This window comes from Oleiagrimonas soli (assembly GCF_000761445.1).
Taxonomy (GTDB): domain Bacteria; phylum Pseudomonadota; class Gammaproteobacteria; order Xanthomonadales; family Rhodanobacteraceae; genus Oleiagrimonas; species Oleiagrimonas soli.
In genome coordinates, this window is record NZ_KN196470.1 from 132,552 (window position 1) to 146,919 (window position 14,368).

At 68.5% G+C, this 14,368-nt stretch carries 19 protein-coding genes; 9 read left to right on the forward strand and 10 right to left on the reverse strand.

Annotated features, from left to right (window positions below):
• Positions 1 to 57: 57 nt before the first annotated feature.
• From hslV to lptM, 5 genes are all read right to left on the reverse strand, one after another.
• A complete protein-coding gene (gene hslV, locus LF63_RS00630) occupies positions 58 to 612 on the reverse strand; it encodes an ATP-dependent protease subunit HslV (protein ID WP_043098921.1) in 555 nt (184 codons plus the stop codon).
• 100 nt (positions 613 to 712) lie between these two features.
• Positions 713 to 1,612 (reverse strand): tyrosine recombinase XerC, encoded by a 900-nt coding sequence (xerC, locus tag LF63_RS00635; protein WP_043098923.1) that lies wholly within the window; start codon positions 1,610 to 1,612, stop codon positions 713 to 715.
• A gap of 5 nt (positions 1,613 to 1,617) precedes the next feature.
• Positions 1,618 to 2,298, reverse strand: a complete 681-nt coding sequence (locus LF63_RS00640; RefSeq protein WP_043102759.1) for a DUF484 family protein — start codon at positions 2,296 to 2,298, stop codon at positions 1,618 to 1,620.
• Positions 2,299 to 2,368: 70 nt separating this feature from the next.
• On the reverse strand, positions 2,369 to 3,211 hold the full coding sequence (gene dapF, locus LF63_RS00645) for a diaminopimelate epimerase (RefSeq protein WP_043098925.1): 843 nt from the start codon (positions 3,209 to 3,211) through the stop codon (positions 2,369 to 2,371).
• Positions 3,212 to 3,217: 6 nt separating this feature from the next.
• Positions 3,218 to 3,403 (reverse strand): LPS translocon maturation chaperone LptM, encoded by a 186-nt coding sequence (gene lptM, locus LF63_RS00650; protein ID WP_043098927.1) that lies wholly within the window; start codon positions 3,401 to 3,403, stop codon positions 3,218 to 3,220.
• A gap of 99 nt (positions 3,404 to 3,502) precedes the next feature.
• Here lptM and LF63_RS00655 point away from each other — a divergent pair, with 99 nt between their 5' ends.
• The 4 genes from LF63_RS00655 to LF63_RS00670 are packed head-to-tail and all read left to right on the forward strand — an operon-like array spanning position 3,503 to position 5,463.
• Positions 3,503 to 4,186, forward strand: a complete 684-nt coding sequence (locus tag LF63_RS00655) for a hypothetical protein (RefSeq protein ID WP_043098928.1) — start codon at positions 3,503 to 3,505, stop codon at positions 4,184 to 4,186.
• Between the two features lie 28 nt (positions 4,187 to 4,214).
• Positions 4,215 to 4,634 carry a hypothetical protein gene (locus LF63_RS00660; RefSeq protein WP_152569193.1) on the forward strand — a complete coding sequence of 140 codons (420 nt, stop codon included), beginning with the start codon at positions 4,215 to 4,217 and terminating at the stop codon, positions 4,632 to 4,634.
• Positions 4,635 to 4,639: 5 nt separating this feature from the next.
• Complete coding sequence (locus LF63_RS00665; protein WP_043098932.1) at positions 4,640 to 5,059, forward strand: putative signal transducing protein; 420 nt, start codon at positions 4,640 to 4,642, stop codon at positions 5,057 to 5,059.
• 53 nt (positions 5,060 to 5,112) lie between these two features.
• Positions 5,113 to 5,463: a hypothetical protein gene (locus LF63_RS00670; protein ID WP_043098935.1), complete on the forward strand. Its 351-nt coding sequence runs from the start codon at positions 5,113 to 5,115 to the stop codon at positions 5,461 to 5,463.
• A 41-nt stretch (positions 5,464 to 5,504) separates the two neighbouring features.
• Here the strand turns inward: LF63_RS00670 and rimI are convergent, their stop codons facing one another.
• Positions 5,505 to 5,975: a ribosomal protein S18-alanine N-acetyltransferase gene (gene rimI, locus LF63_RS00675; RefSeq protein ID WP_043102761.1), complete on the reverse strand. Its 471-nt coding sequence runs from the start codon at positions 5,973 to 5,975 to the stop codon at positions 5,505 to 5,507.
• 181 nt (positions 5,976 to 6,156) lie between these two features.
• Here rimI and LF63_RS00680 point away from each other — a divergent pair, with 181 nt between their 5' ends.
• On the forward strand, positions 6,157 to 7,635 hold the full coding sequence (locus LF63_RS00680) for a RimK family protein (RefSeq protein WP_043098937.1): 1,479 nt from the start codon (positions 6,157 to 6,159) through the stop codon (positions 7,633 to 7,635).
• A gap of 54 nt (positions 7,636 to 7,689) precedes the next feature.
• On the opposite strand, the gene LF63_RS00685 is transcribed toward LF63_RS00680, so the two are convergent.
• A complete protein-coding gene (locus LF63_RS00685) occupies positions 7,690 to 7,923 on the reverse strand; it encodes a hypothetical protein (RefSeq protein ID WP_043098939.1) in 234 nt (77 codons plus the stop codon).
• Between the two features lie 126 nt (positions 7,924 to 8,049).
• Between LF63_RS00685 and LF63_RS00690 the strand changes: the two genes are divergently transcribed.
• From LF63_RS00690 to LF63_RS00705, 4 genes are all read left to right on the forward strand, one after another.
• On the forward strand, positions 8,050 to 8,610 hold the full coding sequence (locus LF63_RS00690) for a lipocalin family protein (protein WP_052394467.1): 561 nt from the start codon (positions 8,050 to 8,052) through the stop codon (positions 8,608 to 8,610).
• 45 nt (positions 8,611 to 8,655) lie between these two features.
• Positions 8,656 to 9,492: a shikimate dehydrogenase gene (gene aroE / locus LF63_RS00695; protein WP_043098941.1), complete on the forward strand. Its 837-nt coding sequence runs from the start codon at positions 8,656 to 8,658 to the stop codon at positions 9,490 to 9,492.
• Between the two features lie 7 nt (positions 9,493 to 9,499).
• On the forward strand, positions 9,500 to 9,751 hold the full coding sequence (locus LF63_RS15070; protein WP_081945019.1) for a YkgJ family cysteine cluster protein: 252 nt from the start codon (positions 9,500 to 9,502) through the stop codon (positions 9,749 to 9,751).
• 130 nt (positions 9,752 to 9,881) lie between these two features.
• On the forward strand, positions 9,882 to 10,850 hold the full coding sequence (locus LF63_RS00705; RefSeq protein WP_152569194.1) for an energy transducer TonB: 969 nt from the start codon (positions 9,882 to 9,884) through the stop codon (positions 10,848 to 10,850).
• Positions 10,851 to 10,890: 40 nt separating this feature from the next.
• Here the strand turns inward: LF63_RS00705 and LF63_RS00710 are convergent, their stop codons facing one another.
• The 3 genes from LF63_RS00710 to LF63_RS00720 all read right to left on the reverse strand — a co-directional run bounded on the left by LF63_RS00710 (position 10,891) and on the right by LF63_RS00720 (position 14,305).
• On the reverse strand, positions 10,891 to 11,958 hold the full coding sequence (locus tag LF63_RS00710) for a proline iminopeptidase-family hydrolase (RefSeq protein WP_043098945.1): 1,068 nt from the start codon (positions 11,956 to 11,958) through the stop codon (positions 10,891 to 10,893).
• A gap of 67 nt (positions 11,959 to 12,025) precedes the next feature.
• Positions 12,026 to 12,556, reverse strand: a complete 531-nt coding sequence (locus LF63_RS00715) for a gamma carbonic anhydrase family protein (RefSeq protein ID WP_043098947.1) — start codon at positions 12,554 to 12,556, stop codon at positions 12,026 to 12,028.
• An 18-nt stretch (positions 12,557 to 12,574) separates the two neighbouring features.
• Positions 12,575 to 14,305 (reverse strand): patatin-like phospholipase family protein, encoded by a 1,731-nt coding sequence (locus LF63_RS00720; protein ID WP_161782308.1) that lies wholly within the window; start codon positions 14,303 to 14,305, stop codon positions 12,575 to 12,577.
• Positions 14,306 to 14,368: the final 63 nt, after the last annotated feature.

Genomic DNA, 14,368 nt, shown 5'->3' on the forward strand with positions numbered 1-14,368 from the left:
TCGGATGTGTCGTGAAGGGGGCGGCGCGTGCCGGGCACGCGCGCGGATCGGACGGGATCAGGCGTTGGCGCCGATCTCCAGTTCTTCGATCGAAGTGTTGTGATTGGTGTAGATGCAGATGTCGCCGGCGATCTTCAGCGCCTTTTCCACGATGGTGCGTGCATCGAGGTCGGAGCCTTCCATCAGCGCGCGGGCCGCGGCCTGCGCATAGGGGCCGCCGGAACCGATGGCGATCAGGCCGTCCTCGGGCTCCAGCACGTCGCCGTTGCCGGAGATCAGCAGCGAATTGGTGTGGTCGGCGACCGCCAGCATCGCCTCGAGCTTGCCCAGGCGGCGGTCGGTGCGCCATTCCTTGGCCAGTTCCACCGCGGCGCGGGTCAGGTTGTGGCCGTGTTTGACCAGTTTGTCCTCGAACAGCTCGAACAGGGTGAAGGCGTCGGCGGTGGCGCCGGCGAAGCCGGCCAGGATCATGCCGTCCTTGCCCAGGCGGCGAATCTTGCGCGCATTGGCCTTCATCACCGTGTGGCCGAGGGTCACCTGCCCGTCGCCGCCGATGACGACCTTGCCGTGGCGGCGGACGGAAACGATGGTGGTGGCGTGAAAACTGTCCATGAACAAGCCGTTTCGTGTCTGGGGAGAAACGAAACATGGGTTGTCGCCGGGCGTTTCCAAGGGTGACTTCCGGCGCAGGCGCGCCGCGCGGCCGGGCGATTCAGGAATCGCCGTGCTTGCGCTTGGCGCGCGGATGCGCGGCGTCGTAGACCTTGGCCAGATGCTGGAAGTCCAGGTGCGTGTAGATCTGCGTGGTGGCGATGTCGGCGTGGCCGAGCAGTTCCTGCACCGCGCGCAGCTCGCCGGACGATTCCAGCAGATGGCTGGCGCAGGAGTGGCGCAGCAGATGCGGATGGATGCGCTGGGCCAGGCCGCGTTCCAACGCCAGCTTCTGCATCCGCGCCTGGATCGTGCGCGGGCTGATGCGAGCGTCGTTGCGGCCGCGGAAGACCGGGCTTTCGGGCGCGGCGTCGAGGCTGTCGCGCAGGGCTTCGAGCGCGCGGATGGCGTGGCGGCCGACCGGCACGATGCGCGTCTTGCTGCCCTTGCCGAGCACGCGCACCAGACCGTCGTCGAGCTGCAGGTCGCGCCAGTTCAGGCCGACCAGCTCGGACAGGCGCAGGCCCGACGAATAGAACAGCTCCAGCATGGCGCGATCGCGCAGGCCCTGCGGACCTTCGATGGGCGTCTCGACCAATTGCGTGGCGTCGTCGGTGTCCAGCACCTGCGGCAGCTTGCGGCGCGTCTTCGGGCCGCGCACGCCGGCGCTGGGATCGTGTTCGAGCTGGCCCTCGCGGATCAACTGACGGAACAGGCTGCGGCACGAGGACAGCAGGCGCTGCAGGCTGGTCGGCGACAGGCCCTTGCGGTGCTCGGCGGCGACGAAGGCGCGCATGCGGTCCGGACTCAGCGCGGCGAAGTCGGCGATCTCGCGGTCGCGCATCCAGGCCAGCAGCTTGTCGCTGTCGCGGCGGTAGGCGGACAGGGTATGCGGCGACGGCGCCCGCTCGATGCGCAGGCGTTCGAGCCAGGCGTGCACCTGTTCGGCCGGCCGCGGCATGGCCGTCAGTCCGCGTAGCGCTGGATGGCGGCGGTGACGCTCTCGGCGATCAGCTTCAGGAACACCGCGCCCATGCCGGGATGGAAACGGTTGGCGTCGTGGCTGCCGATGGCCAGCATGCCGTGTTCGCCCAGGCGCATCAGCGCGGCCGACTGCACGCTGTCGGCCTGTTCGCCGAACAGATAGTCGAGCTTTTCCGATGCCAGCCGGCCGACCATCGGATCCTTGCGCGCGAAGAACTCGGCGAAGGCCGGCAGGGCCGCCGCGCCGCCGGCTTCGACCAGCAGCCAGTCGGCCTGCGGCAGTCCCTCATGCTCACGCAGCAGCACCAGGCGCACCAGGTCGGTGTCGAAATCCTCGGTCAGTCCGGCGACCACGCGGCGCGCGCTGTCGGCGAGGCTGCTTGCGCGCACCAGACCGAGCGTCAGCGAGTGCACGCGCACCATCAGCTGCTCGTTCTCGGCGGCGATCTCGATCAGGTCCGCCAGGCGGCGCTCCAGATCGCGGTTCTTGCCGCGCAGCACGTCCAGCTGATAGCTGGCCAGCGACGCCGCCGGGCCGTGTTCGCGGGGCACCGTCAGGCTCATCGCCAGGTCGGGGAAGTCCTTGAGGAATTGCGGGTGCTTGCGCAGGTATTCGGCGATGTCCATCGCCTGCAAGCCATCTTTCAGGGTCATCTCGGCCATGTCGTGCTCCGCGTTGGCATGCGGCAAGTGTGCGACGTCCGTACGGCACGGAACAAGTCGCGCGGTAAATTCATTCCGGCAGGGTGCAGCGTCCCTCGAACACGAACGCCGCCGGGCCGGTCATCCACAGCGTGTGGCCGGGACCCTTCCAGGCGATCTGCAGCGGGCCGCCGGGCAGGCGCACTTCGACCTCGCGACCGACCCGGCCCTGCATCTGCAGCACGGCCATCGCCGCGCAGGCGCCGCTGCCGCAGGCCTGGGTCCAGCCGCTGCCGCGCTCGTGCACGCGTAGACGGATGTGGGCTTCGTCGATCACCTTGGCGAAACCGGTGTTGCAACCTTCGGCGAAGCGCGGATGGGCGGTGATCTGCGGGCCGAGGCGTTCCAGCGCCGTCGCGCGCACGTCGTCGACCTCGACCACCGCGTGCGGGTTGCCCATCGACACCGCGCCGATGGTGATCGGCGCGCCGTCCAGATCCAGCGGGTAGCGCGCGGCGCGATGCGGCGCGTCGAATGGCACCTGCGCCGGCTCGAAAGCGGGTTCGCCCATGTCCACGGCCACGGTCAGCGGGTCGAGCAGGCGCACCAGCACGGGGCCGGACGGACTGCGCAGGCGCACGTCCTCGTGCAGCGCCAGCAGACCTTCACGATGCAGCCAGGCGGCGACGCAGCGCACGCCGTTGCCGCACTGGCCGACGGCCTGGCCGTCGCGGTTCCAGATGCCGTAGGCGTAGCGGCAGTCGTCGCCGTCGGCGACGGTCTCGATGCTCAGCAGCTGGTCGAAGCCGATGCCGGTGTAGCGGTCGCCGAGCGTGCGGATGTCGCTGGTCGACAGCGGCATCGGGCGCTGCCGGCAGTCGAGCACGACGAAGTCGTTGCCCAGACCATGCATCTTGGTGAAGGCCAGCTGCATGCGGGTTCAGTCGTCGGACGCGGCGCTGGAAGCCGACGCCGGCGGCGTCATCGAAGCAGGTGCGACGGGCGTCATCGCCGTCGTGGCGGCCGCCGGTGCGACCGGATGCGGTCGGTACAGCGGTCCCTTGTTGCCGCAGGCGGACAGTAGGCACAGCGCGCCGGCGGCGAGCATGAACATCAGTGAACGCATGGACGATCTTCCTCGAAATCCGCGACCAGTATACGCGTCGCGGCGTCGCGCACGTGGGTATGATGGGCGTCATTGCGCCGCTGCGCGGGGAACTGTCGCTTGAACTGGACCCAGATGCTGCAACTGCCCGCCACCCTGCTGTTGATCGCGGCCGGTGTGCTGCTGCTGCTGACCATCGGTCATGGCGTGTCCTGCCGTCGCCGCTGGCGCGAGGGTCGGCGCATGGCGGCTTCCTGGCGCGCGCTGCTGCTGTTGTTGTTCTTTACGCTGGCGCTGCTGGCCACCGGCGGCGGTCTGGCGCTGCGCGGCTATCGCGTGCTGGGTCAGGAAACGCCGGTGGCGACGATGGTCGCGCACCGCGAGTCGCCGCAGTTCTGGCAGTTGACCCTGACGCGTCCCGATGGCGAGACCGAGACGCTGCCCCTCAACGGCGACGACTTCCGGCTCGAAGCCGTGGTGGTGAAATGGCAGATGCCGGCGGTGCTGGCCGGCGCGCCGCCGCTGTACCGGCTGGATCGCCTGTCCGGCCGCTACGACGACATCGGCCAGGCGCGCGACGCGCGTTCCACCATCATCGATCTGAACCAGGCCGGCGCGCTGGATCTGTTCAATCTGCGCCGTCAGTATCCGGACTACCTGCCGATGGTCGACACCGTATTCGGCAGCGGCGTGTATCTTCCGCTGGTCGACGGCGGCGTGTACCACGTCAGCCTGATGGCCAGCGGCGCGCTGGTGGCGCGGCCGGATGCGGCGACCAAGGCACGGTTGCGCGGCGGGCACTGATCACAACAGCGTCAGGGGGCGCACATGGATGGCGGCACAAGACAAAGTGATGGCGGGCATTCTGGTGCTGCACAGCACGCTGGGTGCGGTGTGGACGTTCGTGGTGGCTTCCCGATTCGGTTTTCCCGCGCTGTTTCTGGTCCTCAATTTCGCGCTGGTGCTGGTCGGTCTGACGGCCGGCATCGGATGGTTCCGGGAACGACGATGGGCCGGCGTGCTCGGCCTGCTGTTCTTCGCGGTGCAGTTGATCCATGTCGCCGCGCCGAACTTCCACTTTTCCTTCACGCTCGGCTTCAGCGTGATCGTCGCGATGGGCTGGTTCGGCGGTGTGCGGCTGGGCATCAACCTCTACGCGCTGGTCCTGCTGTTCTGGCTCGGCATTCGCGTGGTATCGCTCAACGGTTCGCTGAAGCACGCCGACGCGCAGCCTGACGCCAGCGGATCCTGACTTCGATGCTGGTGACGCTCGCGCGTTTCCTCGATCCGTGGGAAGCCTACGTGGTGCGGGCCCTGCTTGAGGCGGAAGGCCTTCCAGCCACGGTGGCCCACGCCCATCACGCCATCGCCAACTGGCCCATGTCCCTGGCGCTGGGCGGCACCGCCGTGCAGGTGCCTGCGCCCTTGCTCGTGTCCGCGCGCGCACTGCTGACCGACTATCGGACCGGCGTGCTAGAGCAGCAGTTGAACGAAGATCTCGGCATACGCAGCGAGCACTGCCCGCGTTGCGGCTCGATGGACTTCAAGCGCACGATGCCGCTGCATCGGCGCATCGGTGCCCTGGTCATCGTGCTGTTCCTGGCCGCCTATCCCTCGCGGCGCAGCTTGTTCATATGCAGAAACTGCGGTGGCCAGTGGCGTTGGGGCCAGGAGTGAAGCGTCTCTTTTGAAGATGAGAGGCGGTACAGGTTTCATGTAAAGGAGGGCGGATGTTGCAGAAAGCAAAACAGGCGCTGCTTGCGTTCGCCATCCTGACGGTCCTGGTCTGCATCTCCGTCATCGAAATGCTGCCCTACTACCGGCATGCGAAAGGACCGCTCAGGCAGGTCGAGGGCATCGTCGAATCGTCCGGCATGACGGAATCCGGAAACAATCTTCTGGATGGCCGCACTCGCGTCGTCGTGGTCGTCAAGCTCGCCGATGGACGTGTCGTTTCATTCTATGCGCCGGGGTCCCGGCCGGTGCGGGTCGGTGCACGGGTGCGGGTGGACGTGCAGCCGGAAAGCTTCGGTCCGCCCGCCTATCGCATCGTCCGGATCGACGGTCAGGACGATCCGTGACCGGTCGCACGGGGAATGCACCGCGCGGTGAAGCCGTCGCCTCAGTGAGGCGAAAGCCGTTTTTCGTACAGCAACGCATTCGCGCCGTCCTCGTAATACGCCGCGCGTTGCCCGCATCGCGCGTAGCCGCAGCGTTCGTAGAGCGTGCGCGCGGCGGCGTTGTCGGCGCGCACTTCCAGACGCACGCGGTCGCAGCCGCGTTGGCGGGCTTGCTGTTCCACGGCATCCAGCAGCCGACGTCCGATGCCCTGGCCGCGGGCGGCCGCGTCGATGGCCAGCGAATACAGCCGCGCCGCCCGGCTGGTGCGGCGGAACAGCAGCAAGGCCGAACCGATCAGTCGATGCTCGTGGGTCGCGACCAGAATGCAGGCCGTGGCGCTGTGCAGATGGCGACGGTACTGCCGACGGCTGAGGCGGTCGCCGGCAAAGCTGCGTTCCTCGAGCGCCAGCAGGGCGTCGAGGTCGCCGTCCTGCGCGGGACGGAGGCGAACGGGCGGTGTCGGGTCGGACATGCGCGCACTGTACGCGGGTCGTGCGGTCGCGCCCAGCATCTTGAACGCGTGCTGTCGAAGCGCGGCAAAACCTCTTGCGCGTGCATGCGGTCGTGCCACACTGCGCGGCATGGCCGCGTCCGCGGCCGGCGACCGGATCGCGTTCCTTGCCGTCCGGCGTGAACGCAAACAGCGAGGTCGCATGAGTCGGCTGGTCATCGTCGTCGAGAACCCCTCGGACTGGGGGGCGTACTACCCGTCCACGCAGGTGGTGGCTGCCCACGATTACCTGCGCGAGCCGCCGGAAAGCAGCGAACGCACGCACGTCATCAATCTCTGCCGTAGCTACAAGTACCTCGGCAGCGGTTACTACGTGTCGTTGCTGGCCGAGGCGCGCGGGCATCGCGTGATTCCTTCGGTGCGCACCATCAACGGACTGCGCCGGCGCGCGTTGTACGGCCTGGACATCGAGGATCTGAACCAGAAGCTGGCGCAGGTGCTCAAGGGCAGCGAACGCGACAGCATCGACTTCGGCATCCTGGTCTACTTCGGCCAGACCGCGCATCCGCTGCTGCAGGATCTGGCGCGGCAGGTGTTCGAGTTGTTTCCGTGTCCGCTGCTGCGCATCGAGTTCCGCCGCGAGCGCGCCTGGCAGATCGGCGCGATCCGTCCGGTCGGTCTGCACACCCTGGACGACGCGCAGGAAGACGCCTTCGCGCAGGCGCTGGATCACTTTGCCACCAAGCTGTGGCGCAAGCCGCGCGCGCGCCGGCGCTACCGCTACGACATCGCCATGCTGGTGAACAAGGACGAGGCCATGCCGCCGTCCAATCGCGGCGCGCAGAAGGCGTTCATCGCGGCCGGCAAGCAGCTCGGCGTCGAGGTCGATCCGATCGGCCCCAACGACTACGCGCGGCTGGCCGAGTACGACGGCCTGTTCATCCGCGAAACCACGTCCATCGACCATCACACCTACCGTTTCGCGCACCGTGCCGAACAGGAAGGCATGGTGGTGATCGACGACCCGGCATCGATCCTGCGCTGCACCAACAAGATCTTCCTGCACGACCTGCTGGTCTCGCGCAAACTGGCCGTGCCGAACACGGAAATCCTCTACCGCGACGACCCCGGCAGCCTCGACGCGCTGCCGGACAAGCTCGGCTTTCCCATCGTGCTGAAGATCCCCGACGGCGCGTTCTCGCGCGGGGTGGTCAAGGTGGAGACGGTCGAGGCGCTGAAGAAAACGGTGGCCGAGCTGTTCACGCACAGCGCCCTGCTGATCGCGCAGCAGTACCTGTACACCGAATACGACTGGCGCATCGGCGTGCTCAATCGCGAACCGCTGTACGCCTGCCAGTACTTCATGTCGCGCGGTCACTGGCAGATCTACAACCACGGCGGCACCGGCCCGAAGTCGGGCGGTTTCCGCACCATGCCGGTGCGCGAGGCGCCGAGCGACATCGTGCGCCTGGCGGTGAAGGCGGCCAACGCCATCGGCGACGGCCTGTACGGCGTCGATCTGAAACAGACGGCCGAACGCGCGGTGGTCATCGAGGTCAACGACAACCCGTCGATCGACTCGGGCGTCGAGGACGCCTACCTGGGCGACGATCTGTATCGCCGCATCATCCAGGAATTCGTGCGTCGGCTGGAGCGCAAGCGTCTGGGCGTGACCGACTGATCTTCGCCACGTGCAGCGGCGGCGCACGGCGCGCCGACCGCGGACGTGCGGCGATCAACCGCGCCGCTGCGTTCGCCGCGCACGCGCCGGCGCCAGCAGACGTAGCGGCAAGCGCGGCTGCAACGCGATCAGCAAACAGGCCGGCGCGCCGACCAGCCAGAACACCGTGCTGAAGCCGAACACGCGGTTCGGCCAGGCCAGCGGGGTCAGCAGCAATAACAGGCCGCAGGCCATCCAGATCAGGGCAATCAAGGCGCGCGCGCGGCGCGGGGTGATGGACGTGTGCATGACGGTTTCTCCTCCGTGTGCACACAGCCTGCCCGCGGCGTTTCTCACGGGCTGCGACGGCGCATGCATCTGCGCGCGGCGTTGGCGCGTATCTGCAGGCAGGCCCATTCGCGAGGGAGTTTCCGCATGCGCACACGATTCCTGTCCCACCTGCTTGCCCTGACGGCGTTGATGGCGCTGGCCGGCTGCGCTTCGCAACCGGCGCAGATGCCCAAGACCGTCAGCCACGTCGACCTGGACCGCTACATGGGCACCTGGCACGTGATCGCCAACATTCCCAACTTCCTGGAGAAGGGCAAGGTCGCCACCGCCGACGAGTACCATCGCCGCAAGGACGGCGACATCGCCATCACCTATCACTTCCGCAAGGGCTTCGACCGCGCGCCGGACGCCTGGCACGGCAAGGGCTGGCTGCCCGATCCCAAGGACGCCGCGCACTGGAAGGTGCGCATCATCTGGCCGTTCGTGTCCGACTACCTGATCCTCGCGCTCGATCCGCAGTACCGCTACGTCATGGTCGGCGTGCCCGACCGCGACCTGCTGTGGATCATGGCGCGCGACACCACGATGCCGGACGACGTCTACCAGCAGTACGTCGATCAGGCGCGCGCGCAGGGCTTTCCGGTCGATCAACTCAAGCGCGTGCCGCAGACCGCGGCGCAGGTCGGGCAACCCGGTTACCAGTAAGCCGGCTACAATCGCGTGCAGTCGATCTCGCAAGCAGGGGCACGCATGAGCGAAACCGCATCGCGCTACGCCGTCTTCGGCCACCCGGTCGCACATTCGCTGTCGCCGCGGATCCATCAGGCGTTCGCGCGCCAGTTCGGCATCGAGCTCAACTACGAGATCATCGACGCCGAACCGGCTACGTTCGCCGCCGCCGTGCGCGACTTTTTCGCCCACGGCGGCGCCGGCGCCAATGTCACGGTGCCGCACAAGCACGCCGCGCTGGCGCTGGCCGACACCCACAGCGAAGCGGCGGCGCGGTCCGGCGCGGCCAACGTGCTGACGCCGCAGGCCAACGGCGATCTTGCCGCGCACAACAATGACGGCGCCGGCATGGTGCGCGATCTCACCGAGCGCCATCGCCTCGACCTGCGCGGTCACGACACGCTGCTGCTGGGCGCGGGCGGCGCGGCGCAGGGCGTGGCCTGGGCGTTGCTCGACGCGGGCGTCGACACGCTGACCATCGTCAACCGCAATCCGGAGCGCGCCGATGCTTTGGCCGACCGGCTCGGCGAGCCGGCGCGGGCGCACACGCGCTACTGGAAAGACCTCGATTCCATCGGCAGCTACGACCTGATCGTCAACGCCACCTCGGCGGGCGTACAGGGACAGGCGCTGGACCTGCCGTTCGCCATCGTCGGCGCGCGCGCGCTGTGCTACGACCTGTCCTACGGCAAGGCGGCGATCCCGTTTCTGACCTGGGCGCGGGCGGCCGGCGCGCGCTTCGCGCTGGACGGTCTGGGCATGCTGGTCGAGACCGCCGCCGACAGCTTCGAGCTGTGGCACGGTCGGCGACCGGACACCGATCCGGTCTACGACGCGCTGCGCGCCGACGGCGTCTGAGTCGCTCGTGGACTGCCGCCCCGGTTGCGGCGCGTGCTGCATCGCGCCGTCCATCTCCAGCCCGATTCCCGGCATGCCGCACGGCAAGCCGGCTGGCATCCCCTGTGTGCAGTTGATGGACGATTACCGCTGCGCGCTGTTCGGCGATCCGCGACGACCGGCAGTGTGCGGCAACCTGCGACCGGAACCGACGATGTGCGGCGCGCATCGCGACGAGGCACTGGCCTATCTGAGCGACCTGGAACAGCGCACCGGCTGATCCGCGCCGTCGCGCAACGCATGCGCAATCTGCGCGCAACACGCGCGCCCTATCCTCGCCGCGCATCGCCCGGCACATCCGTCACGGATGCATGCCGCGTACGTCCCCCCTGTTGCCGTAACGAACGTCCATGTCCGATCTCCGTCGAATCCATCGCATGCGCGGCCGCGCAGCGTTCCCCCTGCTTTCCCTGCTGGTCATCGTGCTGGCGGCGGCCGGCGTGCTGGTACACCGCTGGAAGCAGCGCGATGCCGCCGAACGCGCCGTGCGCAACGGCCCCGCGGTCGCCTCCACCGCGCCGAAGCGCAGCGTGCAGGTCGCCACGATGGGTCACGCCGCTCTGCTGGCGGCGGCGCGACGTGCGCTGGCCGAGCATCGTCTGCTGGCGCCGCAGGGCGACAATGCCTTCGCCTACTATCTGGAAGCGCGCAAGCGCCAGCCGCACAACCCGGTGGTGTCGTCGGCGCTGCGCGAGTTGTTCCCGTTCGCGGTGGAATCGGCCGAGCAGAGCATCAACGCAGGACACTTCGACGAAGCCGAACGCGAGATCGCCCTGCTCGACCGCGCCGATCCGACCAACTATTCCTTGAACATCCTGCGCGCGAAATTGGACGCGCAGCGCAAGATCGCGCAGACGCCGCCGCCCGCGCCGCCGCGCGCCAAGCCGGTCGCGAAGCGCGTCGCGTCGGCGCCGGAGTCGACGCCGCCATCCACACCGGATGCGGAAGTCGCCGCGCCTGCGTCGCCGCAGCCAGCCCCGCCACCGACCGCCCAACCTTCGGCCGCACCGCAACTCGCCAAGCAGACGCCGCCGCCTGCGCCGCCCGTGCAGCGCACGCCGCCGCTGCTGCTGCGTCGCGTGCAGCCGGCCTATCCCGCCGCGGCGCGGCGTGCGCATCGTCAGGGTTGGGTCGACGTCGGTTACACCGTCGACGTGGACGGTCATGTCGTCGACGCGCACGTGGTCGCGGCCGAGCCGCGGCACATCTTCGACCTCGCCGCGCTCAACGCGGTGCGCTACTGGGAATACAAGCCGGCCGAGCGCGACGGCAAATCCGTCGCGCAAAAGGTGCAGAGTCGCATCCTGTTCCGGCTGTAGGACCGTCGTGCGGGCGCGTGCCGGCGCCCGCTTATGGCGCTCAGTGCGTCCGCGCCGGGAAGCGTCCAGCGTCGACGTCCTCGATGAAGCGGATCACGCCGTCCATGTAGATCTTCTGGTCGTCGTACATCGCCAGATGGCTGCCGTGCGGGCAGTACAGGTAGCGCCCGTGCTGCACCTGCGAAGCCATCCACTGCATGTACTTCGGGTCCATGGTGCCGTAGCGCGCGCCGATGGTCAGCGTGGGCACGGCGATGTTCTTGAGCTGCTGGCTGACGTCCCAGTGTTCCAGCCGCCCGCTCAGGCCCATCTCGCTCGGCCCCTGCATCAGCGTGTAGATGGTTTCGTTGACGTGGCTGATCGCGCGCATCACCGGGTTCGGCCATTGCTCCGGCGGCAGGCGCAGGACGTGCTTGACGTAGAAGTTCGACATCAGCAGATCCATGTACTTCGGATCGTGGGTCTTGCCGGCCTTCTCCAGCTTCAGGATCTCGGCCAGCGCCTTGGGGTCCATCTGCGGCATCAGCACCTTGTGCGCGTAGGCGTCGTAGGCCGGCGCGCTGGCCATCATGTTGGAGACGATCAGGCCCTTCAGATGCTGCGGATACTTCAGCGCGTACTGCAGCGCCAGCACGCCGCCCCAGGAATGGCCGTACAGGTAGAAGTTGTCCTTGTTCAGCCCCAGCGCCTTGCGTACCTGCTCGACTTCGTCGACGAAGCGCGGCAGCGTCCACAGCTTGGTGTCCTTGGGCTGGTCGCTGTAGAACGAGCCGAGCTGGTCGTAGTAGTAGTACTGGATGCCCTGGCCGGGAAAGAAGCTGTCGAAGGCTTCCAGGTATTCGTGGGTCATGCCCGGGCCGCCGTGCAGCAGCAGCACCTTGATGCGCGGGTTGTTGCCGACGCGCTTGGTCCACACGCGGAAGGTGCCGTCGGGCGTGGTGATCGGAATCATCCGCACGCCGCCGCTGAAGGCGTCGGCGTAGCCGCTGTGGTCGAAGTAGCTGGCGGGCGGCGCCTTGGCCGGCGCTTGCGCGCGTGCCGGCAGGGCGGCGGACAGGAACGCGACGGCCAGGGCGGCCGCGCAGGCGAATACGCCGAATCGTTGCATGAGCCCTCTCCCCGAGTGCGTGTGTCCGCATCGTACGCCGCGCGATGACGCGGCGCGAGCGGACGCATCAGCCCAGGTAGCGATCCTTGAGCTTCACGTAATGCGCGGCCGAATAGTGCAGCTGTTCGATGCTCTCGGCATCGAGCGTACGCACGCAGCGGGCCGGATTGCCCAGCCACAGTTCGCCTTCGCCGACGACCTTGCCCGGCGGCACCACCGCGCCGGCGCCGACGAAGGCATGCCGCTTCACCACCGCGCCGTCGAGCACGGTGGCGTGCATGCCGATCAGGCAGGCGTCTTCGAGCGTGCAGGCGTGGATCACGGCGCCGTGGCCGATGGTGACGTCGGCGCCGATGAGACAGGGGAAACCGCCCGGCGTGAACGGACCGTCGTGGGTGACGTGGACGACGGCGCCGTCCTGGATGTTGGTGCGCGCGCCGACGCGGATCGCGTTGACGTCGCCGCGCAGCACCGCAGCCGGCCAGATCGACGCGTCGTCGCCCAGATGCACGTCGCCGATCACCGTCGCCGCGGGATCGACGTAGACGCGTTCGCCCAGCACGGGCGTGAGATCGAGATAGCTGCGCACGTTGTTCATGCGCGCCAGTGTAGCGAGTCAGCCGATCGGTTCGGAAAGCGCCTGCAGGGTGGCGCGGTAGCCGGCCTCGACCACGCGGTCGAAAGCCTTGAAGTCGAGCAGACCGATGTTTTCCACGTGCGGGCGCATCACCCGCGTCGCCAGCGCGCGACGCTGGTTGGCGGAGACCTCGGCGTTGACCATGCCCGAACGCAGCAGGATCGAACCCATGCACGGATACAGGTCGCGCTGCATCCACTGCCGCCAGATGCCGGGTTGCCAGTCGCGGTCGACGGCGCTGGTCAGCACGTCGTCGGCGCGGATGTCGCAGGCGACGATGGTGGCCATGCCGCGGTCGTACATCACGTCCGTCGGCAGGTTGTTGATGACCGCGCCGTCGACGTGCACGTGGCCGTCGTGCAGCACCGGCGGCAGCAGACCCGGCACCGCGCTCGACGCGCGCAGCCAGCGCCACAGCTTGCCCTCGCGATGCACCGCGGCGACGCCGTCGGTGAGATCGGAGGACACGCAGAAGAACGGCACCGGCAGGTCCTCGATGTCGGCGTCGCCGAAGAAGCGCTGCAACAGGCGGGAAGTGCGTTCGCCGCGGCTCAGCGCCATAAGCGGCAGGGTCCAGTCGCGCAGCGGCTTGCCGTCGACGAAGGCGCGGCGGTAGTTCGCGTGCATGGTCGCGTCGTCCCACTGCATCGCCACGCCGGCGGCGACGATGGCGCCGATGCTGGTGCCGCCGACGCGGTCGACGTCATAACCGTGTTCGCGCAGCGCGCGCACCATGCCGATGGCGGCGAAACCGCGTGCGCCGCCGCCGGACAGCACCAGCCCCAGGCTGCGTCGCGCCAGCAATCGGGCCAGGCGCTCGATGTCGGCCGCGCCGCGCAGATGATGGTGTTGCGACACGTTGTCGACGACCGCCAGCCAGCGCCGCGCGCAGCCCGGTTCGATGCGCTCGTCCGGATGCATCAGCAGCAGGTGGCGAGGTCGTTCCAGATCGGCGTGGCGCAGCAGTTCGGCGCGATCCGGCCATGGAGCGGGTGCGCGATCGCTGCGCACGGCCAGCAGCAGGGCGTCGGCCTGGCGGCGGCACAGGTCGCGCCAGTGTTCGTCGCGGCCTTCGTCGACGTACAGCACGAAGCGCATCTCGCGCTCGCGCTCGGCGAACCAGGCGGGACTGCGTTCGGCGCCGAGCGCCTCGTCGATCAGCAGGCAGTTGCCGAAGGGCAGCAGCGCGTGGCGCAGCCGCTCGGCCATCGCGCGCACCGGCACGGACGCATCGTGCGGCAGCAGGGCGAAGGTGCGCGGCAGGATGCGTGGTTCGTCGCCGCCGCGCTTGAGCAGATCGCGCAGCGCCGACTGCGCCGCGCCCAGGATCGCCTGCGGGTAGCGTTCGCTGAGCGCCTCGAAGCTGGCGCGCGACAGCCGTAGCAGTTCGGTGTCGCGCAGCGCGCGCGCGGTCACCGCGCTGGGCTGGTCCAGCAGCAGGCCGACGGTACCCAGGGTTTCGCCGCTGCCGACCACGCCGGCCAGGTGCGGCGTGCCGCCGGCGCGCGGCGGACGGAACACGCCGATGCTGCCCGAGCGCAGCACGTACAGCGCGTCGGACGGTTCGCCCACGGCGTACAGCAGGTTGCCGCCGGAAAGGGTCAGCGGCTCCATGTGTTCGGCCACGGAGGCCAGCACGTCGTCCGCCAGTTCGCCGAACACCAGGGTGTTTCGGAGCAGCGTGACGGTATCGAGGGATCCGGGCGACATGCCCTTCATCGTAGCTTGAATTTCCGTCGCCGCATCACCACGCTTGGAGCCACCCTTCCCACC